Consider the following 15,101-nt stretch of genomic DNA (forward strand, 5'->3'; position numbering starts at 1 on the left):
CCGCGATTACGGATCTCGTTAAGGACACCGACCCAGTACTTGGCGCTCTCATTCCGCCGACCACAGGCCAAGGACTCACGATGCCGTCCAGTCTTGTCCCAATAGCAACATAAACGGCTTTCTTGACGGTTCGGCCGTCTGCCTCACATTGAAATGCACGGCGTCCATAAAGACGACTGCATACTTTTTGGCCAGCGGCCGGTTCTGCCATTCTTTGGCAATCGGCAGAATTCGATCCGTCATTCGCGAAATCATTTCAGCAGAGGCATCCACACCGTAGATAGACTGCAGGTGAGCCGAGATATCCCGGGTCGTCATGCCTTTTGCATACATGGACAGGACCTGATCCTCTATATTTGAGATATCGGTCTGGTTCTTTTTGACTGACTGCGGTTCGAAGTCACCCTTGCGGTCTCTGGGGACGTCGATCGGGATATCTCCGGCCGAAGAGGTGACTGTTTTAGGGCTGTAGCCGTTGCGGCTGTCATCTGTATGCTTGTTCTTGTAGTCATATTTGCTGTAACCGAGATGGTCATCCATCTCGGCTTCCAGCATCTGCTGGATCGTATCTCCGAGAAGATCCCTCAGCATAGCCTGTACGTCCTGGGCGTCTTCCGGTTTGTAGTGGGAAAGGAGACTCTGAATAAGCGCTTTTCTTTCCGGTGTCAGTTTTCTCTGTCTTGCCATAAAAATATCCTCCTGGATTGAATTTATCTTAACACCAATCCAGGAGGCTTGCTTTCTTCTCTATGGAGTTTACACAGAATTTGTTATACTCTCGAGCCGGCTGCTTGATTACGAGCCGATTCTCTCTTCTAAAGCTTCCTGCAGGACCTGTGAGAAGTTGATATTCCGCGCTTCGGCTCTCGCATTCAGCCACGCGGGAATGGTCAGATTTTTTCGCACCGCCTTATTGCCGTACTTGGCGGCGTAGCCGTCCATGTCGAGGACGATAAGGTTTACGAAGCCGCCTTCCTTCGGCGCGACGTCCGACATTTTGCTGGGAGCCGGCGCGGCTTTTCCGTCTTCGAGTTCGTCCAGCACCCAGCCGGACGCGGCGTCCGTAGCCATCAGAATGGCGTCTGCGAGAGAATCGCCCTGTGTCACGCATCCCGGAAGGTCGGGCACTTCAACGGTGTAAGCGCCTTTCGTTTCTTCGCAGGGGTAGAAACAGGCCGGATAGATTAATTTCATAATAAACAGCCTCCTTTTATCGGCGGACGGCGCGGGGCTTCTAAAGCCCCGCCTGTTCCAATATCGACCTTACTGTTCTTTGGTCGAGATCCCCAGTGTGTCTCAGGATTGTGATTTTGCCGTTTTTTGTGGGGTGGATGTATCGATAATGGAAACCTTTGACGTTTTTCAACCTCCATCATCCATCCTTCAAAAGGATTTTTTCAATTTCCCGAAACCTCACATCCCTACCCCCTTGTGATTATATTATACGCATAACTGTCAAGAATATATAAAACTTTTTGACTGAAATGAAAAACGCGCCTTTTGAAATATTGGGGTAAATCGAGAATTTTCATAGATAAAACAAAAAGAGGCTTCCGTAAGGGAGCCCCTGTATTCACAAATGGCGCGCCGGACAAGATTTGAACTCGTAACCTTCGGATCCGTAGTTATTTTTTTTACGTTTTAGACTAATTTTAAACAATTGTAAAAGTTAATTTTTCTGTTGCTAATACTGAATTAACACACTTCCATTATTTTTTGAGCTTGCTATAATATTGCTCAAACGATATAGCTCGTGAGTACCCGGCGAGTACCGGAGGTGCGATTTTTTCAATGGCAAATATCAACCTTACAATCAATTACGTCGAAAAGCTCAAGCCTTCCGACAAGAAGTTCAACGTACGCGATAAACTCATAAATGAACTTATCCTGCGCGTTTCGCCCTCCGGCACTAAAACCTATTACCTTGATGTCAAGCTTCCAAATCGCCGCACGATGAAGAAGATCGGCGATGCAGTCGTGCTCACTCCACAGATGGCGCGAGAAAGAGCCAAAGAGATGCTGCTTCAAATTCAAGCCGGCGAAACCTTCAAACCGAAGCTCACTCTTAGAAAACTGCTCGATAAATATTATACTACTCATGAGCTGGAAAATTATAAAACCGGACAATACACCATCGATTGTATCAAAAAACATTTCACGTGGCTGTTCGACCGGCCTGTTGAAAGCATCACCTTCATCGAAATCGAACAATGGCGTTCGAAGCGGATAAAAACAGTTACGGCCGCGACGGCCAACAGGAACGTCGATATGCTCAAAGGCGCGCTGACATATGCATATAAGCACAAACTTATTGACAGCAACCCGCTGAAAGGCTTCCCAAGGCTTCCGGAGGCCGACAGCGAGGAGAAAGTCCGCTATCTTACAGATGAAGAATACGCAGCGCTCATGGTTGCGCTCGACGAACGCGAGGACGAACTGCGCGCCAAGCGCGCCCGTACTCGCGCCCACGCCAAAGGGCAGCATCTGCCGGATACCAGCGCCACAGTCTATGCCGATTATTTCAAGCCGCTGATACTTACGGCGCTCGGCACCGGCATTCGCCGTAACGCGATATTCCATCTGCTTTGGAGCGACATTGATTTTGACAACGACACTATCACGCTGCGCGCTTCATGGGCTAAGAATAAGAAGACGGCGATTATCCCGATGAGCAGGAAGGTCAAAGCCGTTTTAGAGGCATGGCGCAAGGAGTGCCCTGGCGAAATCGTATTCCCTTCGCCGAAAGACGGCGGTTATCTGGATAACGCAGATCAGTCTTTCGCGGTAGTTCTTAAAAAGGCCGGCATCAAAAATTTCCGTTGGCACGACATGAGGCACGACTTCGCCTCGCGCCTCGCCATGGCCGGCGTGGACTTGAACACTATCCGCGAACTGATGACGCACAGCGACATATCCACCACCATGCGCTACGCGCACCTGTCGCCGAATGTAAAGAAAAAGGCTGTTGATATGATATAAAGTCTATATGCCTATTTACATAATTCGATAAAATCATATAATAACCTTAAAGTTAACTTGTGAGGGATATAGGCTGGGTTCCCGAATGGGAGTAGGCGCTTGGCGCCAAGAATTCCCTTGCCCCCGGGGTTAACTTTTTTGTTTGCTTTTTATTTTCGCTATTATGTCAGGGGCTTTCTTGTATTCTTCCACGTTTTCAGATAGAACGATTTTATCCTGTGTAGGCCACATTCATTTTATTTATCATCGAAATAAATGCCTAATAACTTGTCTGTATCCTTTTCTCCAGATAACTTCATAATCACGCGTTCTTGTAATTTTTGCAGTATATCTTCTGACCAGTAAGGAGAGCTTTTTTCAAAATTCTCTGAGTTGATAGACATAATATACTGTTTCCCTGTATCAATGCTATTTTGATAAATAAATTCCATCCATTTTGCGCGATGTCCGGCGTCTATATCGGCAAATAGTGCATTATCATGCCAGACAAAGCCAAGATCATGGTTACTGCCATGGGTCAACAGCAGCCAGTCGTATGCTAAGGTCATCTCGTGCGTGATGCCGGTCGATTTGCCTGATTGAGCAGACACCTTTAAGTCGAATTGTATCTGGTTATTACCACCATTAGCCGTAATGGATATGCCAGCAGGTATATCCTCCCCGAACTGTAACATCAGCCGTTGAAAGAGTCCTGACTGACAATCGAGCGGAGAGCTCGCTACATACTTAGTCGCCTCGAAATTATCGTTTGCAATAATACTCCGTATTTTTGCCTGCTGCTGCTCCAGTGCCGCGATCTCCTTCTGAACTACTCCAAGCCGCTCTATTTCAAGCTCATGCATATTTTTTTCTTGTAGCAAAGCCTGATATTCATTTTCAGAGTGCCTATTCTTTAATTGTGCCTCCAACCGTTTCGCGGATTCCTTTAAATGCAAATATTCATTATTTAATCTTTCATTTTCTGCCTGTATCTGTTGCTTATCACATTCAAGCCTATGTGTCCTGTTTTCTGCCATTTGCTTATGAAAAACCTCTACTTTATCGAAATGCTCTAACGCACTTTCTTTGAAAAGCTTTTTCAATCCCTCATAGAGACCTTTTAGCTCATCTGCCGTCATATCTGGGGTGTAATCCAGGGCTTTGTTTATGGAAGCTAATTGATAATTATTTATCGAGATTTTCTGAAATAATGTTTCTATCTTTTCTTCTTTGTCTTTTATTTCTCTCCGAATATCATCAAAAGCTTCAAATATGTTCATATTCTCAAGCTGCGCCTTCAGTCTCTCTAATCGTTGCTTATGAGAAGCCAGATCTGCATCTATGCCCAGCTCGTTATTTCTGGAGTTTTTCTTTATCTCTTTATATTGTTTAATTTGATTTCTGATGTTATTCAGTTTTACAGCATTTAGTTTCTTTCGTTCTGCCAGAAGGTAGGCTGCACCCAACAAATAGAGAGAACGAATAGTTGCGTCACTGGGCTTCTGATCGCTGCTGACAGGATAAATTTCATCTGAAATATCCTCACGTCTGTGCCTCATGAAGCGAGTGATGAGACTTCTGAATGATAGACCGCTTACATTTTTATCAATTAAGAATGGTCCGTTTCCATCAAAAAATTTTTGTAGCCGAGCAAGCTTTATAGCCTTGTCATCCAAAGCAAGCGTATTATTACCGACTGAGCGTTCAATCCGATGATTTTGTCCATTTAACTCAAACTCAAGAAAGAACGACCATTCTTTTGGGATTTTCTTTAAACCTTCGTTGCTATTCGCAGCTAGACAGAAATTTACCAGGCGCAGCGCCGTAGTTTTACCTACGCCATTACAATTCCCCTTAAGAGAAGCATTTTCGCCGGATTGAGATGTCTCTCCCATAATGATAGACAGCCCAGTCGGATTGAACTGTATATCGTGGAACGATGGGTTGTTAGAATAAAGTTTTAACAGTTTCATGTTCTATCACACATACTCTGTCGTATGACGTAAAGTCGATTTTTTTTATTGCATACAGAGTGTCCAGTGCCAATATGATATAGTCCATCGATGGCTTAAACCTCCAACCGGAGCCCTCTGAATTCAAAGCCGCGTACAGTTCGTCCGCTGTCTTAGGCGTGTCAAGCATGGTAAGACAATGTCCAGCCAAAGCTAAGATTGACTGGTCTATCCTTACATGCTTATTGGGAATCAGGGCTAAATGGCGGTTCAAAAACATCACAGCTTTCAAAGTATTTTGTAAAAATTATCTCGGCTGCATAGTAATAGCTTTTCTGTGTTTCAAGATCCATATCTTTAACATCTGATGGCAACATAGAACGTATCATTTCATGATAACGTATGTCCGGCGCGTTAGCAGAATAGTCATGCACTTCGTCTATTACTTTGCAATATATTCGCCTTAATAAAGCTGCTATTTTTTGTTCTTCATCTGGTGAAGAGACAAAATAATCCTCCACATCACTAACATATTTGCTATTTTCCAATATTCTATCACGAATTTTTTGAGTGAGTCCATTGCTCCTAATTTTTTCTTCTAACTTTGGAGATACTAAAGGGCTATCAACATTTGAGCGGTGTTGCATATTTAGGAAATGAGTGAGTATATTTTTTAAATATTCATGATTAGGAATCCCGCTTCCATCAAGTGGGATATACTCTATAATTAGCATTTGCTTGTCTTGCTGAAGCTGGGAGAACATTTTGTACAAACGATCCATACCGATCGGATCGGCTGTTTGCAGATTAGGGTCCGAATCTTTTATTTTTGTAAGCTGCAAGACAACATTCGGATCGATTCCTCTCATATGATCGTTTAAAACAAAGTGGAAATGCTCGACTGGTCCCCAATGTTTTTTCAGCTTATTGTAGTCTGTGTTTAACTTTTGCACTGCGTATTGCGATACTGTTTGTTGGGACGTTGAAGGAGCTGGAGCGTATACTTGATAATATCGTTTTTCTTCTGTAATACACCCGTCATTACCGCCATCGCCTCGGTAGCTGGCAATTTTTATGAACCTTGAATCTATGGCTATCATTATATCTGAAAAAAATTCTTGAAATTCCACGCCGGATTTCTGATGCACACGCAGTTCAAAATAATCTCGTATCTGTCGTTCCATGATATGGGTTGACACTTTACATCCTCCTTGTTCCGAGCCAGTCCGCGTGCCCTGAAAAACGAAGTTCTATCTCTCTTTAGCTTACGTGTTGTTCTGTCTTGTTTTTGATTGGCATTATATCGTCCATTTGTACCTTTCTATAAGATGTCACCTTAGGTTGTAAGGGCTCAGTCTTGTATTTTAATTTTATTTCTTCTATGAGTTCCTGCATTTCTGGGAAAAGTGTTGATTTTGTAATATTCATACTTCCCAATTCTTCAAGCATTGTTTCTTTAACAGTATTTTTTATTTCATATAATTTAATGTCTACCCTTCTACATTTGTGCTCTTTTGAAGAGCGATAGTCTCTTGCTCCGAATAAGAGAAAACCTCCCGACTGAGCTTTTATACGCGGATTATTTATTTTAGCACTTACACAAATGCCCCCATTTAAATCTTTGTTGATATTTTTTACGTAATAGGAATTACTACAACTTGACCTTTCTTTATTTATCAGAGACATTAAATCCTTAACAGCCTCTTCTTGTTTTTTCTTTTCATCTTCACGCATTTTATATTCCATTTTTGAATTAAATTCGTCATTCAGTTTTTCAGTAAGTTCTTCTCCCATAGCAGGCACAATAAGACCCTTTTCTTTCATATCCGTGTTAAGCATGGCAAGATTTGCATACATTGATACAAGATAGTCATCAGGCGAAAATACTTTTGAAGCGTTTATGACAAAAAATTCTCCATTATTGTCTTTGTGTTTTTCTTCTATACAAGCGAAGTAAAGAGCAACATAAGGATTTAATGTTATGTCCAGTAATCTTGTCGGTAATCCGTAATGTTGAAGTTTTACCAAACTATCAAAAGTTGTTTTGTCTTCCTCTAAAAAATATGCATATTTAGAAAATGCATCTCTAACCATATTAGATTCGTTTTGTATATATCCATCATCTCTAAATAACGACGGAATAAGTTCATTATAATGCTTATTTTGCCCTCTAAAAAGCAAAGTCGAGTTACTTTTTTTTGAACAATTCTCCTTTTTGATTACGTCCTGAAATTCTTTAAAAGTCCCTATTTCTCCTACAAATTGTATATTCTTGTATTTTTCATTGTTTTTCATGAACAGTTGCCTCTCCTTCTTAATGACTTCAATTCGGTTTGCATCTCGTACTTTCAGTTTCCTGGCTATGGCTTGTGCTTCGGGTTTTTTACTTTTTCACCGTTACGGTTTTTCTCTCGCCCGGCGCGCTTCTGACGTCATTGCGAGGCTGGAAACGGCTGAGCATTTGGGAGCAGGGGGCCGTGGTGTAAAATAAATCCCGATGATCGTCTTTTTCCTTGCTTTTTTCTGGGTTGCTAATCATCTGCAATAAGCAAAAGATTTTGCTAATCGTAAAACGTAAAATACGCGTAGCAAAAAGTTTATAAAAGTAATTTATTTTTTTACGATATCCAATAAACTATGGAAACAGTATACGCTTGGCGATCTTCCTTTTCCAGTTTTGAGTTCTTTCACGATGTCATGCTTTTTTAATTTGCGTATGATTGTGGTTACCGTGGCTCTGGGGACATTGGCATTTTTGGCAAATTCTATAACATTAAATACCGGACTCCAGAAAAGACTGTCCAGTACCGCGACAGTAAATCGCGAGTGTGTTATGGACTGTATTCTACCTTTCATTTCCTCGTACAAAGCCATGATTTGACCTGCTTTCCGCACATTTGCCACAGCCTGCTCCGTAACGGCGTTTAAGAAAAATTCAAGCCATTCATTCCATTCTTTGTTGCTTGAGATATTGCGCAGTCTTAAGTAATACTCGTCTCTGTGTCCTTCGAGATATGAGCTTAAATAGAACATCGGCCGCGAGATAACTTTTTTCTGATATAAGAATAATGGGATAAGTATGCGCCCCAAACGGCCATTGCCGTCTTTAAATGGATGAAGCATCTCAAATTGGGCATGTAGAACTCCCGCTTGGATGATTGCGTCTTTCTCGTTTGCGCGGGCATATTGCTCCCAATTCTCCAGGAAACCAGAGAGCTGCATTGGGTCAGGTGGGATAAAACTTGCGTTTTCCATAGAACATCCAGCTGGACCAATCCAGTTTTGCTCGTTTCGCACTTCGCCGGGAGATTTATTTTGGCCTCGTACACTGTCCAGCAGAATACGGTGCATTTCCCGAATGAGATACATAGAAACGGGTTTGTCTTCGAGGTGTTTCTGTGCCGAGAGCAATGCCTTACGGTAATTAATGATTTCCTTGATATCTTCGTGGTTGCTTTTAGGGCTGACAAGACCGGCCTCATGCTCCAGAACTTCATCTACCGTTGCTTGTGTGCCCTCTATCCTGGAGGATAAAACAGCTTCTTCGTTCATTAGCGGCGAGAGCATTATTGTCGGATTTACAATACCGCAAAGTAACCCGTCATAACGCCCTAACATCATATTTGCCCGGGCGACAAATGTAAGTAAACGTTCGCAATCTATGATGCCCTTAAGTGGAAGCATTTCTGGAATATACGGTTCCATCAAAAATCCTCCTAAAAGTTCCTCCTACCTTGCAAATTCATAATGTCGCCCTCCTACTTGCTATTTATCATTACGGTCATTAAAATATTTTTCTGTTACTTTAACTAATTGTTCTGTATAATTATATAAATCACCTATATTCTCTAACGGATACCTTGTTTCTTTTTTTACTTCATCGAATATACCGACAGAAGCACCTTTAGTGTTGAAATATAGTCTGCAAATAGGTAGCCTGTTATTGTCATCGAAAATAATTCCGCAATAACTCTGCGTGTCGCGCATTGCCACACGGTCTATAGGGACAATCCGGCATAAGATTGCGCGGATTATATTAAAGGCGTCAATTTCTTCTTGGGTAGTTATAATTTTGCCTTTTTCATTCTCTTCTGCTGTTGGTGTTTCTGAAACCGTCTCTGGCGGCATCGAAGCAGAGGCTTTTTCTTCTTGTAGGGCAGAGGCGAGACGGTCGCTCACCCTATCGCTTATAAACTGCGAAAGAGCTTTTTTGGTGATTGCCTTAAATTTTTCTAAAGATGGAGCGGTAAGCCTTCTATCATACACCTGCTTCGTAAGCAACTTCGTAAAGTCCTCATCCGGATCGGCAAGCATATCTGCAAGATAGTTTTTCATCTCATTTGTATATTTTAATTCCTCAGCTGCGGGAATAATTGCATCAATGCTGAATGCATTTTTACTGTATTTTTTAAGCTCTCGAAGTGCTGTTTCATTCACATCGTTGATATTGAATTTCAAAAAAGGTTTATTATCCAATTGCTTTGATTCGTCAAGGTCTGCATAAAACTCATATTCTACGCCATTTGTAAGAATGCCGATCCTTGCGGGCACCACCATGAAGTAACGCGCAAGCTGTACACGATGGTCCTGTGTAAGATCACCACCGCTCCACTTACACTCAATTAACATTATGGGCTCATTGTTTTTCATAATTGCATAGTCAATTTTTTCGCCCTTGCGGTCAACAATATCAGCCACGAATTCAGGAACGACCTCTGCAGGGTTAAATACATCATATCCAAGTGCTTGGATAAAAGGCATCACAAGGGCGGTTTTTGTTGCTTCTTCAGTCTGAATACTCGCCCCCATGTTCTTATTGCGTTGAACAATAACTTTTATTGCGTCAATAAGCTCCATGATATATCCTCCTCTGAAATTATTTACTTTAAATCACTGGTTTCGGTTTTGAAACTCGGATTATTCGCAAGACCCTCCCATAGACTAAAAAGAACGAATCCACGTTGACTTGGATGTCCATGTAGTCCCTATTGGTAGAGCGAAGAATCGGCGGTTTGCCTTCTCCCTGGCTGACCATACCCTTCACCATGAGCCGCCCGTCCAAGCAGACGACCATGACATTGCCGCTCACCCAATCATGGCTGTGGTTGAACACGACGATGTCGCCGTCATGTATCTGCGGCTCCATGCTGTCACCCTCTACCGTCATGCAGCTGAGCGATTTGTCAGAATAAAATGCGGACAGCTCTGCGTCGAATACCGGCCACGTGCCGACGAATTCAAGCTCTGGCGCGTCGACGTCGTAGTTATTGCCGTTACCCGCCGAAAGGCGTATTTCTGGCGATACCATAGGCACCATCAGGATATTCTCAGGCGGTATGGGGCGCACGTTAGATTGAAGCTCCAGATCCGGCGTGCCCACACGGGACGCCTGCGGCGGCGTTGGATCGTCGGTCTCACCCATCAGATAGGCGACGCTGGTGTTGAGGGCGGAGGCGAGGCGCTGTTTTGTCTCATCGTCCGGCTCGTTTATGTTATTCTTCCAACGCGATAAGGTAGCCCCCGTAACATTAATAATGTCCAACAATTCATTAGTTTTTATTCTTATTTCCTTTTGTCTGAGAGAAATCCTTTCGCCTATCAAGCTCAACCCTCCTTTGTAATTATAAGGATACGAAAAGCGTAATATTTTGGCAATCGCGTTTCTTGTAATTGCATATTACATAAAACGAAATATGGGCTTTTAGACCTATTGAATTATTACATATTGCGTAATATTATGTAATGCAAGGAGGTGAGAAAATGAATTTAGACAGGATTATGAAAGATAAAAAAATTACGAATATCGTAATAGCAAAACGCTTTAATACAACAACTGCAACTGTATCACGCTGGCGCAATGGCGTAAATAATCCAGATCCAAGCATTCTGCCCGAGCTTTGTGATTATCTCGGCTGCACGTTGGACGAACTTCTGCGCGACGACGTAAACCCTACGTCGTCCCCGTCTGCGAAAACGGGCGGGGAGACGGCATAGCTGAGGCGCGGGAACTTTCCGAGGCGTATGCGGGATTTTATTTCGGCATCGAGGAAGCACTCGACCTTGGAGCAGACGGCCGCATCGACGAACCGGGAACTCGCGGCTCGGCTGAGCGGCTGATGAACGCACTATCCGCCGCGCTGGCGTAATTGGAAGGTGCACCATGACAATCGAATACCGGGCGAAACAAAAACTTCATGAAAGAGGGGTGGAGACGTGGAGAAAAAACAGAGCACGGTAATCAACATAAGGCTTGACGACGATACCGTGCGTAGGGTTGACGAGTGCGCGGCACGGGTGGATAGGAGCCGGTCAAATCTTATTCGGCATTTGATTTTAACAGGGCTGGATGCGCTTCAAGATAACGCTCGATTGCGTCCTTCAGCAACCAGCTCATAGTATTGCTAATGCTTCGGTCTTCGGCAGAGGCAATCAGCAGTAGTTTTTCGTCAACAGTATCATCGATTCTCATGTTCCTGACTTTTGTCGTCATTGTTACCACCTCCGGCTACAGAATATCATAAATAGTTGTGGTAATTGGTGGTAATATGTGGTTGCTTTTATCATATGTTTATGATATTATTTGTGGTAGAAACAACCACGACAGCATGGGAGGTGAGCCGATGGAACTGATAATCAGCCAGATACGATGGCCGGCGGAGGTCTACAGGCAGGTTAAGGAGCGCGCCTATCAGGAGCGCAAGAGCGTGAACAAGATGGTGGTCGAGCTGGTGCTAGAAGCGCTGGCTAAAGACAAGAAAGTGAGGTAATCACTGTGAATTACAGCGGAGAAGTTGAAATTATTTGTTACCCGGGCGGCAGCTGCCGTGTACGTATCAACATTCCGTTAGATTTTAGGCTAACCGAGGATGAAGCCGCGGAGAAGATGCGCTCGATTTGGGCAGAGTACGTTACCCCGCGGCAGAAAGGGCTCCCGCTCCCGCCAGAGCGAAAGCTGCCTTTTAAGACCGCTTGATTATTTTGTCAAAGCAGCCGCTGAGTGGGCGACAAAGCACCATGACAATCGAATACCGGGCATATTAAATTTAAGGGGGTGTGATATTGGAATCTACGCTTATTGCTGCAATAGAAAATATGACAGAACAGATTAAGCTGCTCCGTCAAGATTTTCAAGAATTCGAACATATAAATATAGAAATCGGAAATCCATCATTAACAAAAGAGCAAGAGAGAGCTATTGGCAATCAACTTCAACGTCTCCTGACAAGGTAAGGCCGACAATCTCATCAGTGAATAGTATTAGGCTGCCAATGTTGATTTCCCTAGAGCCGGTGATGATTTTTACATCTTTAAGGATTATATACTTGCCTTTAATACTTTCCTGAAGTTCCAATTCTTCTATCTTTTGATGAGTCTGTTCGACAACCGCCCTAATGCACTCCTCTTGCAGATTAGAGCTTCCTTTGTTAGATGAGGGTATTCCTGAAATCAATCCGGCAGAAGTAAGAAAGTTTAACCTCATATTTTTAAGAGGCGGCTCTTCTGCCCCAAACAGAGTAGAGAATGCACCAGTAAATGTTTCTTTACAAGTTAAATCTTTCAAAATGGGGCTCCTTTCATTTCTATAACCCCTATAAAAAACAAGCCCGGTATTCGATTGTCATGGTGCATATAGCACAGCGCAAAAGCTTGGAGGTGAGGATGTGGAGAATATAAAAAGCATATTGCATACGCAGCTACGGATAGATCCAAGCTTATGGAAAACGGTCAAGCACGAAGCCGTTGATAATAGCGTATCCACAAATCAAATGGCTATTATCTTGATTTCAGAGGCTCTGGAAGCGCGCCATGCTCATTCTCATAACGTTCTACCTCGGACTGGATGATCCTTGATGCGAAGGCGTTAAACGATTCGTCGTAAACAGCGGCTAAAATTTTAGCTTTTGCAAAGAGCCGATTATCAATTCTCAACTGAGTGGCAACAATGTCTGACAACTGCATAACCCCCTATGTAATATGATACTAAACAACCTATTGCATAGTAAAATAAGTTGTGCTAATATTCCAGATGTAATGTTGCTAATACACCTATTAAATTTAAGCTACAGAAAGGAGACAAAAAAATGACAGAGATTGAAACAAAGCTCGATTACCTGATCGAGCTGCTTGAAAAGGAGCAGCGGGGGCTGCGGCGTTTTCTTACGCGCGACGAGGCGGCGGAGTATATGGGTATGAGCGGCTATACGCTGGACGAATATCAGCGCAAAGGCACGCTGCAGATCCCGTCGGTGAAGATCGGCAAAATGGTGCGGTACGACCTGAAGGATATCGACCGCTACGCCGACGGACTGCCGAGAAGGGAGCGTGTGAAAGGGGAAAGGTAAATGATCATCACAGGCGGCGAACCCGGCCGCTGCGTATGCGGCAACAGACTGGTATCGGTGATATGCGCTAACAACAAGGTAACCGTGCTCTGCCCGCAATGTTACAGGCAGACGACGCGCCGGACGCGCAAAGAAGCGGCCGCGGCGTGGGACGAAAGAAGGAGGAAAGCGGATGTTAAAAATTTTTAGGAGATTATTCGCGGCGAAGAAAGGCGTGTTTCTGTCCTGCTCCTGCGGGACGAAAGAAAAACGCATCGGCAACGCGGACGGCATGGCGCGCTATACGGCGAAAGGCGCCCAGCTGCGAAATATGGACTGTTACGGCTGTCAGAGGCTCGGGCGCGGCTGCTGGGGGCCGAGGGTGGAAGTAAGAGGGCAAAGGGATGTCTGATATAAAGACGAGACGGTATATCTACCATGGCAGGGTGAGGCCCCTTGGCGTTTTTGCCCAAAAGAAAAGTTTGAAGGAGGCATCCTAAGATGCCGGAATTCGACGTCCCGGGGCTTGGCCGGGCGCGTATGGCTTTGACCGAGCTGGCGCGCAACCCGCGCGCTTCATACGGGCAGAAGCAGCTGAAGACGCAGCTCATCGAGTCCCTTTATACCGAGATACGCGCCGCGCGTATGGCCGGGCATACGTGGAAAAAAATCATGGAGTCTATCCGGAAGAGCGGCGTAGTTATAAGGTTTTCGTTGGTTTTTCTCCAGAAAAGCTTTGCCGAGATAGACAAACGGTACGAAAAAGAGACCGGTGTGAAGGCTCTGCCGCCGGCTACGTGCAGGCGAGAAAAGAAGAGCCCCTCGGCGTAAGCCAAGGGGGAGTGCGAAAAACAATTTGCAAATGAAATGGAAGCTACAACTTCCATTTCCAATTATATCACAATTGGGAGGCATACAAGATGTCGGCAAAAGCGGATACGGAATTTGATTATGAGATAGTGAATGATAAGATACGGCCCATTGCTGAAAAGCTCATTCAAAAATACGACAAGAATTCGTTCCAAAGACGAACTCTGCACCCTGTTTGCAGAAAATTTATATCTATCGGCCACGCGTGGGGCTCCAGATGAAGGGGGCAGTGTTGCCGCACGCCCCGGATTGTGTTTATGAAGGGAGACGAATAAAAATGAAACGCTACATAATAACTGAGAAGCAGCTCGACGAGCTGAAAAAGCTGCTGGAAAGGTACGAGGAGGGGTTGCCGACAAGGTATTGCGGTGGGAGCGCTGTTGATGACCTTGAGGCGGCGCAGGATTTGATCGACGAGATGGAGGAGTCTGTCGAAAAGGATTGGAACAGTCTTTTTGAGACGTGGCGCGATCTTAAATTCTTGATCGAGGACGTCGAGGGGCAGGAGGAAAGAAAATGAAAGCGCGAAAAGGCAAAATCGTAGAATGCACCGAGTCTGAGCTGTACGCATACTACCTTCGCCACGGCTGGGATGAACTCTACCCGTTCGACGAATACAAACGGAGATGCGAAGCCAACGGAACGAGAATTTTAGGGAGGAATAATGATGCAGCAGACACATCACTTGAAGCTTGATAAATACTACTGGGACGCAGTCAAGAGCGGCGACAAGCCTTTTGAGGTGCGCAAGAACGACAGAGGCTTTCAGAAAGGCGACGTCTTGTGCTTCCACAAATACGACTGTTCTGAGCCGAACAATGCCCGGCATTTGACTTTTATGATTGGAGGCGGCGATAAATGTGTAAACGTTATCTTTACCGTAATCGGACCCTTTACGTTAAAGCATATCAGTCCGTGAACGGCGTAAATTTTGCAACCTTTTTTGTCGATTCGAAAGGCTATGAGCGCATATTCCTTTTTGCCAACGAATTAACCATGC

The 15,101-nt window shown here is 44.3% G+C and carries 24 protein-coding genes; 11 read left to right on the plus strand and 13 right to left on the minus strand.

Going from position 1 to position 15,101, the window contains the following annotated elements; all coding sequences use genetic code 11:
• Window positions 1-75 precede the first annotated feature (75 nt).
• The 3 genes from EH55_RS12915 to EH55_RS14035 form a co-directional block, all read right to left on the minus strand.
• Window positions 76-687 carry an IS256 family transposase gene (locus tag EH55_RS12915; protein ID WP_051682928.1) on the minus strand — a complete coding sequence of 204 codons (612 nt, stop codon included), beginning with the start codon at window positions 685-687 and terminating at the stop codon, window positions 76-78.
• Window positions 688-795: 108 nt separating this feature from the next.
• On the minus strand, window positions 796-1,194 hold the full coding sequence (locus EH55_RS12920) for a type II toxin-antitoxin system HicB family antitoxin (RefSeq protein WP_037978693.1): 399 nt from the start codon (window positions 1,192-1,194) through the stop codon (window positions 796-798).
• 40 nt (window positions 1,195-1,234) lie between these two features.
• Window positions 1,235-1,366 carry a type II toxin-antitoxin system HicA family toxin gene (locus tag EH55_RS14035; protein ID WP_236617147.1) on the minus strand — a complete coding sequence of 44 codons (132 nt, stop codon included), beginning with the start codon at window positions 1,364-1,366 and terminating at the stop codon, window positions 1,235-1,237.
• 425 nt (window positions 1,367-1,791) lie between these two features.
• Here EH55_RS14035 and EH55_RS12925 point away from each other — a divergent pair, with 425 nt between their 5' ends.
• Window positions 1,792-2,979, plus strand: coding sequence for a site-specific integrase (locus tag EH55_RS12925; RefSeq protein WP_037978695.1), 1,188 nt, complete (start codon window positions 1,792-1,794; stop codon window positions 2,977-2,979).
• Between the two features lie 236 nt (window positions 2,980-3,215).
• Here the strand turns inward: EH55_RS12925 and EH55_RS12930 are convergent, their stop codons facing one another.
• The 7 genes from EH55_RS12930 to EH55_RS13695 all read right to left on the minus strand — a co-directional run bounded on the left by EH55_RS12930 (window position 3,216) and on the right by EH55_RS13695 (window position 10,512).
• Window positions 3,216-4,853: a DUF2326 domain-containing protein gene (locus EH55_RS12930; RefSeq protein WP_160170755.1), complete on the minus strand. Its 1,638-nt coding sequence runs from the start codon at window positions 4,851-4,853 to the stop codon at window positions 3,216-3,218.
• Between the two features lie 52 nt (window positions 4,854-4,905).
• A complete protein-coding gene (locus tag EH55_RS14925; protein ID WP_354378706.1) occupies window positions 4,906-5,190 on the minus strand; it encodes an ABC-three component system middle component 6 in 285 nt (94 codons plus the stop codon).
• A complete protein-coding gene (locus tag EH55_RS13685; protein ID WP_051682929.1) occupies window positions 5,153-6,109 on the minus strand; it encodes an ABC-three component system protein in 957 nt (318 codons plus the stop codon). Before EH55_RS13685 ends, EH55_RS14925 begins: the two co-directional genes overlap by 38 nt.
• Window positions 6,110-6,170: 61 nt before the next feature.
• The gene (locus EH55_RS13690; RefSeq protein ID WP_051682930.1) at window positions 6,171-7,205 is read right to left on the minus strand and encodes an FRG domain-containing protein; all 1,035 of its coding nucleotides are present in this window, start codon (window positions 7,203-7,205) and stop codon (window positions 6,171-6,173) included.
• Between the two features lie 315 nt (window positions 7,206-7,520).
• Window positions 7,521-8,615, minus strand: a complete 1,095-nt coding sequence (locus tag EH55_RS12945; RefSeq protein ID WP_037978700.1) for a Fic family protein — start codon at window positions 8,613-8,615, stop codon at window positions 7,521-7,523.
• Between the two features lie 60 nt (window positions 8,616-8,675).
• On the minus strand, window positions 8,676-9,767 hold the full coding sequence (locus tag EH55_RS12950; protein ID WP_037978702.1) for a type I restriction endonuclease: 1,092 nt from the start codon (window positions 9,765-9,767) through the stop codon (window positions 8,676-8,678).
• A gap of 28 nt (window positions 9,768-9,795) precedes the next feature.
• On the minus strand, window positions 9,796-10,512 hold the full coding sequence (locus tag EH55_RS13695; RefSeq protein WP_051682931.1) for an XRE family transcriptional regulator: 717 nt from the start codon (window positions 10,510-10,512) through the stop codon (window positions 9,796-9,798).
• 158 nt (window positions 10,513-10,670) lie between these two features.
• Here EH55_RS13695 and EH55_RS12960 point away from each other — a divergent pair, with 158 nt between their 5' ends.
• Window positions 10,671-10,904 (plus strand): helix-turn-helix domain-containing protein, encoded by a 234-nt coding sequence (locus EH55_RS12960; RefSeq protein WP_037978703.1) that lies wholly within the window; start codon window positions 10,671-10,673, stop codon window positions 10,902-10,904.
• 219 nt (window positions 10,905-11,123) lie between these two features.
• Entirely contained in the window at window positions 11,124-11,306 is a 183-nt protein-coding gene (locus EH55_RS14930) for a ribbon-helix-helix protein, CopG family (protein WP_081839605.1), read from the plus strand.
• Here the strand turns inward: EH55_RS14930 and EH55_RS14535 are convergent.
• Complete coding sequence (locus tag EH55_RS14535; RefSeq protein WP_169738450.1) at window positions 11,227-11,400, minus strand: ribbon-helix-helix domain-containing protein; 174 nt, start codon at window positions 11,398-11,400, stop codon at window positions 11,227-11,229. The genes EH55_RS14930 and EH55_RS14535 overlap by 80 nt on opposite strands.
• A gap of 130 nt (window positions 11,401-11,530) precedes the next feature.
• Between EH55_RS14535 and EH55_RS12965 the strand changes: the two genes are divergently transcribed.
• Window positions 11,531-11,677, plus strand: a complete 147-nt coding sequence (locus EH55_RS12965) for an Arc family DNA-binding protein (RefSeq protein WP_037978705.1) — start codon at window positions 11,531-11,533, stop codon at window positions 11,675-11,677.
• 425 nt (window positions 11,678-12,102) lie between these two features.
• On the opposite strand, the gene EH55_RS12970 is transcribed toward EH55_RS12965, so the two are convergent.
• Together EH55_RS12970 and EH55_RS12975 are read right to left on the minus strand one after the other, a co-directional pair.
• Window positions 12,103-12,471 carry a hypothetical protein gene (locus tag EH55_RS12970; RefSeq protein ID WP_037978706.1) on the minus strand — a complete coding sequence of 123 codons (369 nt, stop codon included), beginning with the start codon at window positions 12,469-12,471 and terminating at the stop codon, window positions 12,103-12,105.
• Between the two features lie 212 nt (window positions 12,472-12,683).
• Window positions 12,684-12,863, minus strand: a complete 180-nt coding sequence (locus tag EH55_RS12975) for a hypothetical protein (RefSeq protein ID WP_070110203.1) — start codon at window positions 12,861-12,863, stop codon at window positions 12,684-12,686.
• Between the two features lie 128 nt (window positions 12,864-12,991).
• Here EH55_RS12975 and EH55_RS12980 point away from each other — a divergent pair, with 128 nt between their 5' ends.
• From EH55_RS12980 to EH55_RS13700, 7 genes are all read left to right on the plus strand, one after another.
• A complete protein-coding gene (locus EH55_RS12980) occupies window positions 12,992-13,252 on the plus strand; it encodes a helix-turn-helix transcriptional regulator (RefSeq protein ID WP_037978710.1) in 261 nt (86 codons plus the stop codon).
• Complete coding sequence (locus EH55_RS12985; protein WP_037978712.1) at window positions 13,253-13,441, plus strand: hypothetical protein; 189 nt, start codon at window positions 13,253-13,255, stop codon at window positions 13,439-13,441.
• On the plus strand, window positions 13,425-13,643 hold the full coding sequence (locus EH55_RS14290; protein ID WP_141730571.1) for a hypothetical protein: 219 nt from the start codon (window positions 13,425-13,427) through the stop codon (window positions 13,641-13,643). The genes EH55_RS12985 and EH55_RS14290 overlap by 17 nt, the downstream gene beginning before the upstream one ends.
• A gap of 89 nt (window positions 13,644-13,732) precedes the next feature.
• Window positions 13,733-14,062, plus strand: a complete 330-nt coding sequence (locus EH55_RS12990; RefSeq protein WP_037978713.1) for a hypothetical protein — start codon at window positions 13,733-13,735, stop codon at window positions 14,060-14,062.
• Window positions 14,063-14,378: 316 nt separating this feature from the next.
• On the plus strand, window positions 14,379-14,621 hold the full coding sequence (locus tag EH55_RS12995) for a Clp protease/crotonase-like domain-containing protein (protein WP_037978715.1): 243 nt from the start codon (window positions 14,379-14,381) through the stop codon (window positions 14,619-14,621).
• Complete coding sequence (locus EH55_RS14295; RefSeq protein WP_141730572.1) at window positions 14,618-14,797, plus strand: hypothetical protein; 180 nt, start codon at window positions 14,618-14,620, stop codon at window positions 14,795-14,797. Before EH55_RS12995 ends, EH55_RS14295 begins: the two co-directional genes overlap by 4 nt.
• Window positions 14,769-15,020, plus strand: a complete 252-nt coding sequence (locus EH55_RS13700) for a DUF3850 domain-containing protein (RefSeq protein WP_051682932.1) — start codon at window positions 14,769-14,771, stop codon at window positions 15,018-15,020. Before EH55_RS14295 ends, EH55_RS13700 begins: the two co-directional genes overlap by 29 nt.
• Window positions 15,021-15,101 lie beyond the last annotated feature (81 nt).

The organism is Synergistes jonesii (genome assembly GCF_000712295.1).
Taxonomy (GTDB): domain Bacteria; phylum Synergistota; class Synergistia; order Synergistales; family Synergistaceae; genus Synergistes; species Synergistes jonesii.

Excerpts from the sequence above, each read along its gene's own strand:
- EH55_RS12915 (WP_051682928.1), bottom strand. The coding sequence starts at position 687 with ATGGCAAGACAGAGAAAACTGACACCGGAAAGAAAAGCGCTTATTCAG.
- EH55_RS12920 (WP_037978693.1), bottom strand. The coding sequence starts at position 1,194 with ATGAAATTAATCTATCCGGCCTGTTTCTACCCCTGCGAAGAAACGAAA.
- EH55_RS12925 (WP_037978695.1), top strand. The coding sequence starts at position 1,792 with ATGGCAAATATCAACCTTACAATCAATTACGTCGAAAAGCTCAAGCCT.
- EH55_RS12930 (WP_160170755.1), bottom strand. The coding sequence starts at position 4,853 with ATGGGAGAGACATCTCAATCCGGCGAAAATGCTTCTCTTAAGGGGAAT.
- EH55_RS14925 (WP_354378706.1), bottom strand. The coding sequence starts at position 5,190 with ATGTTTTTGAACCGCCATTTAGCCCTGATTCCCAATAAGCATGTAAGG.
- EH55_RS13690 (WP_051682930.1), bottom strand. The coding sequence starts at position 7,205 with ATGAAAAACAATGAAAAATACAAGAATATACAATTTGTAGGAGAAATA.
- EH55_RS12945 (WP_037978700.1), bottom strand. The coding sequence starts at position 8,615 with ATGGAACCGTATATTCCAGAAATGCTTCCACTTAAGGGCATCATAGAT.
- EH55_RS12950 (WP_037978702.1), bottom strand. The coding sequence starts at position 9,767 with ATGGAGCTTATTGACGCAATAAAAGTTATTGTTCAACGCAATAAGAAC.
- EH55_RS12960 (WP_037978703.1), top strand. The coding sequence starts at position 10,671 with ATGAATTTAGACAGGATTATGAAAGATAAAAAAATTACGAATATCGTA.
- EH55_RS14535 (WP_169738450.1), bottom strand. The coding sequence starts at position 11,400 with ATGACGACAAAAGTCAGGAACATGAGAATCGATGATACTGTTGACGAA.
- EH55_RS12965 (WP_037978705.1), top strand. The coding sequence starts at position 11,531 with ATGGAACTGATAATCAGCCAGATACGATGGCCGGCGGAGGTCTACAGG.
- EH55_RS12980 (WP_037978710.1), top strand. The coding sequence starts at position 12,992 with ATGACAGAGATTGAAACAAAGCTCGATTACCTGATCGAGCTGCTTGAA.
- EH55_RS12985 (WP_037978712.1), top strand. The coding sequence starts at position 13,253 with ATGATCATCACAGGCGGCGAACCCGGCCGCTGCGTATGCGGCAACAGA.
- EH55_RS14290 (WP_141730571.1), top strand. The coding sequence starts at position 13,425 with ATGTTAAAAATTTTTAGGAGATTATTCGCGGCGAAGAAAGGCGTGTTT.
- EH55_RS12990 (WP_037978713.1), top strand. The coding sequence starts at position 13,733 with ATGCCGGAATTCGACGTCCCGGGGCTTGGCCGGGCGCGTATGGCTTTG.
- EH55_RS12995 (WP_037978715.1), top strand. The coding sequence starts at position 14,379 with ATGAAACGCTACATAATAACTGAGAAGCAGCTCGACGAGCTGAAAAAG.
- EH55_RS14295 (WP_141730572.1), top strand. The coding sequence starts at position 14,618 with ATGAAAGCGCGAAAAGGCAAAATCGTAGAATGCACCGAGTCTGAGCTG.
- EH55_RS13700 (WP_051682932.1), top strand. The coding sequence starts at position 14,769 with ATGCAGCAGACACATCACTTGAAGCTTGATAAATACTACTGGGACGCA.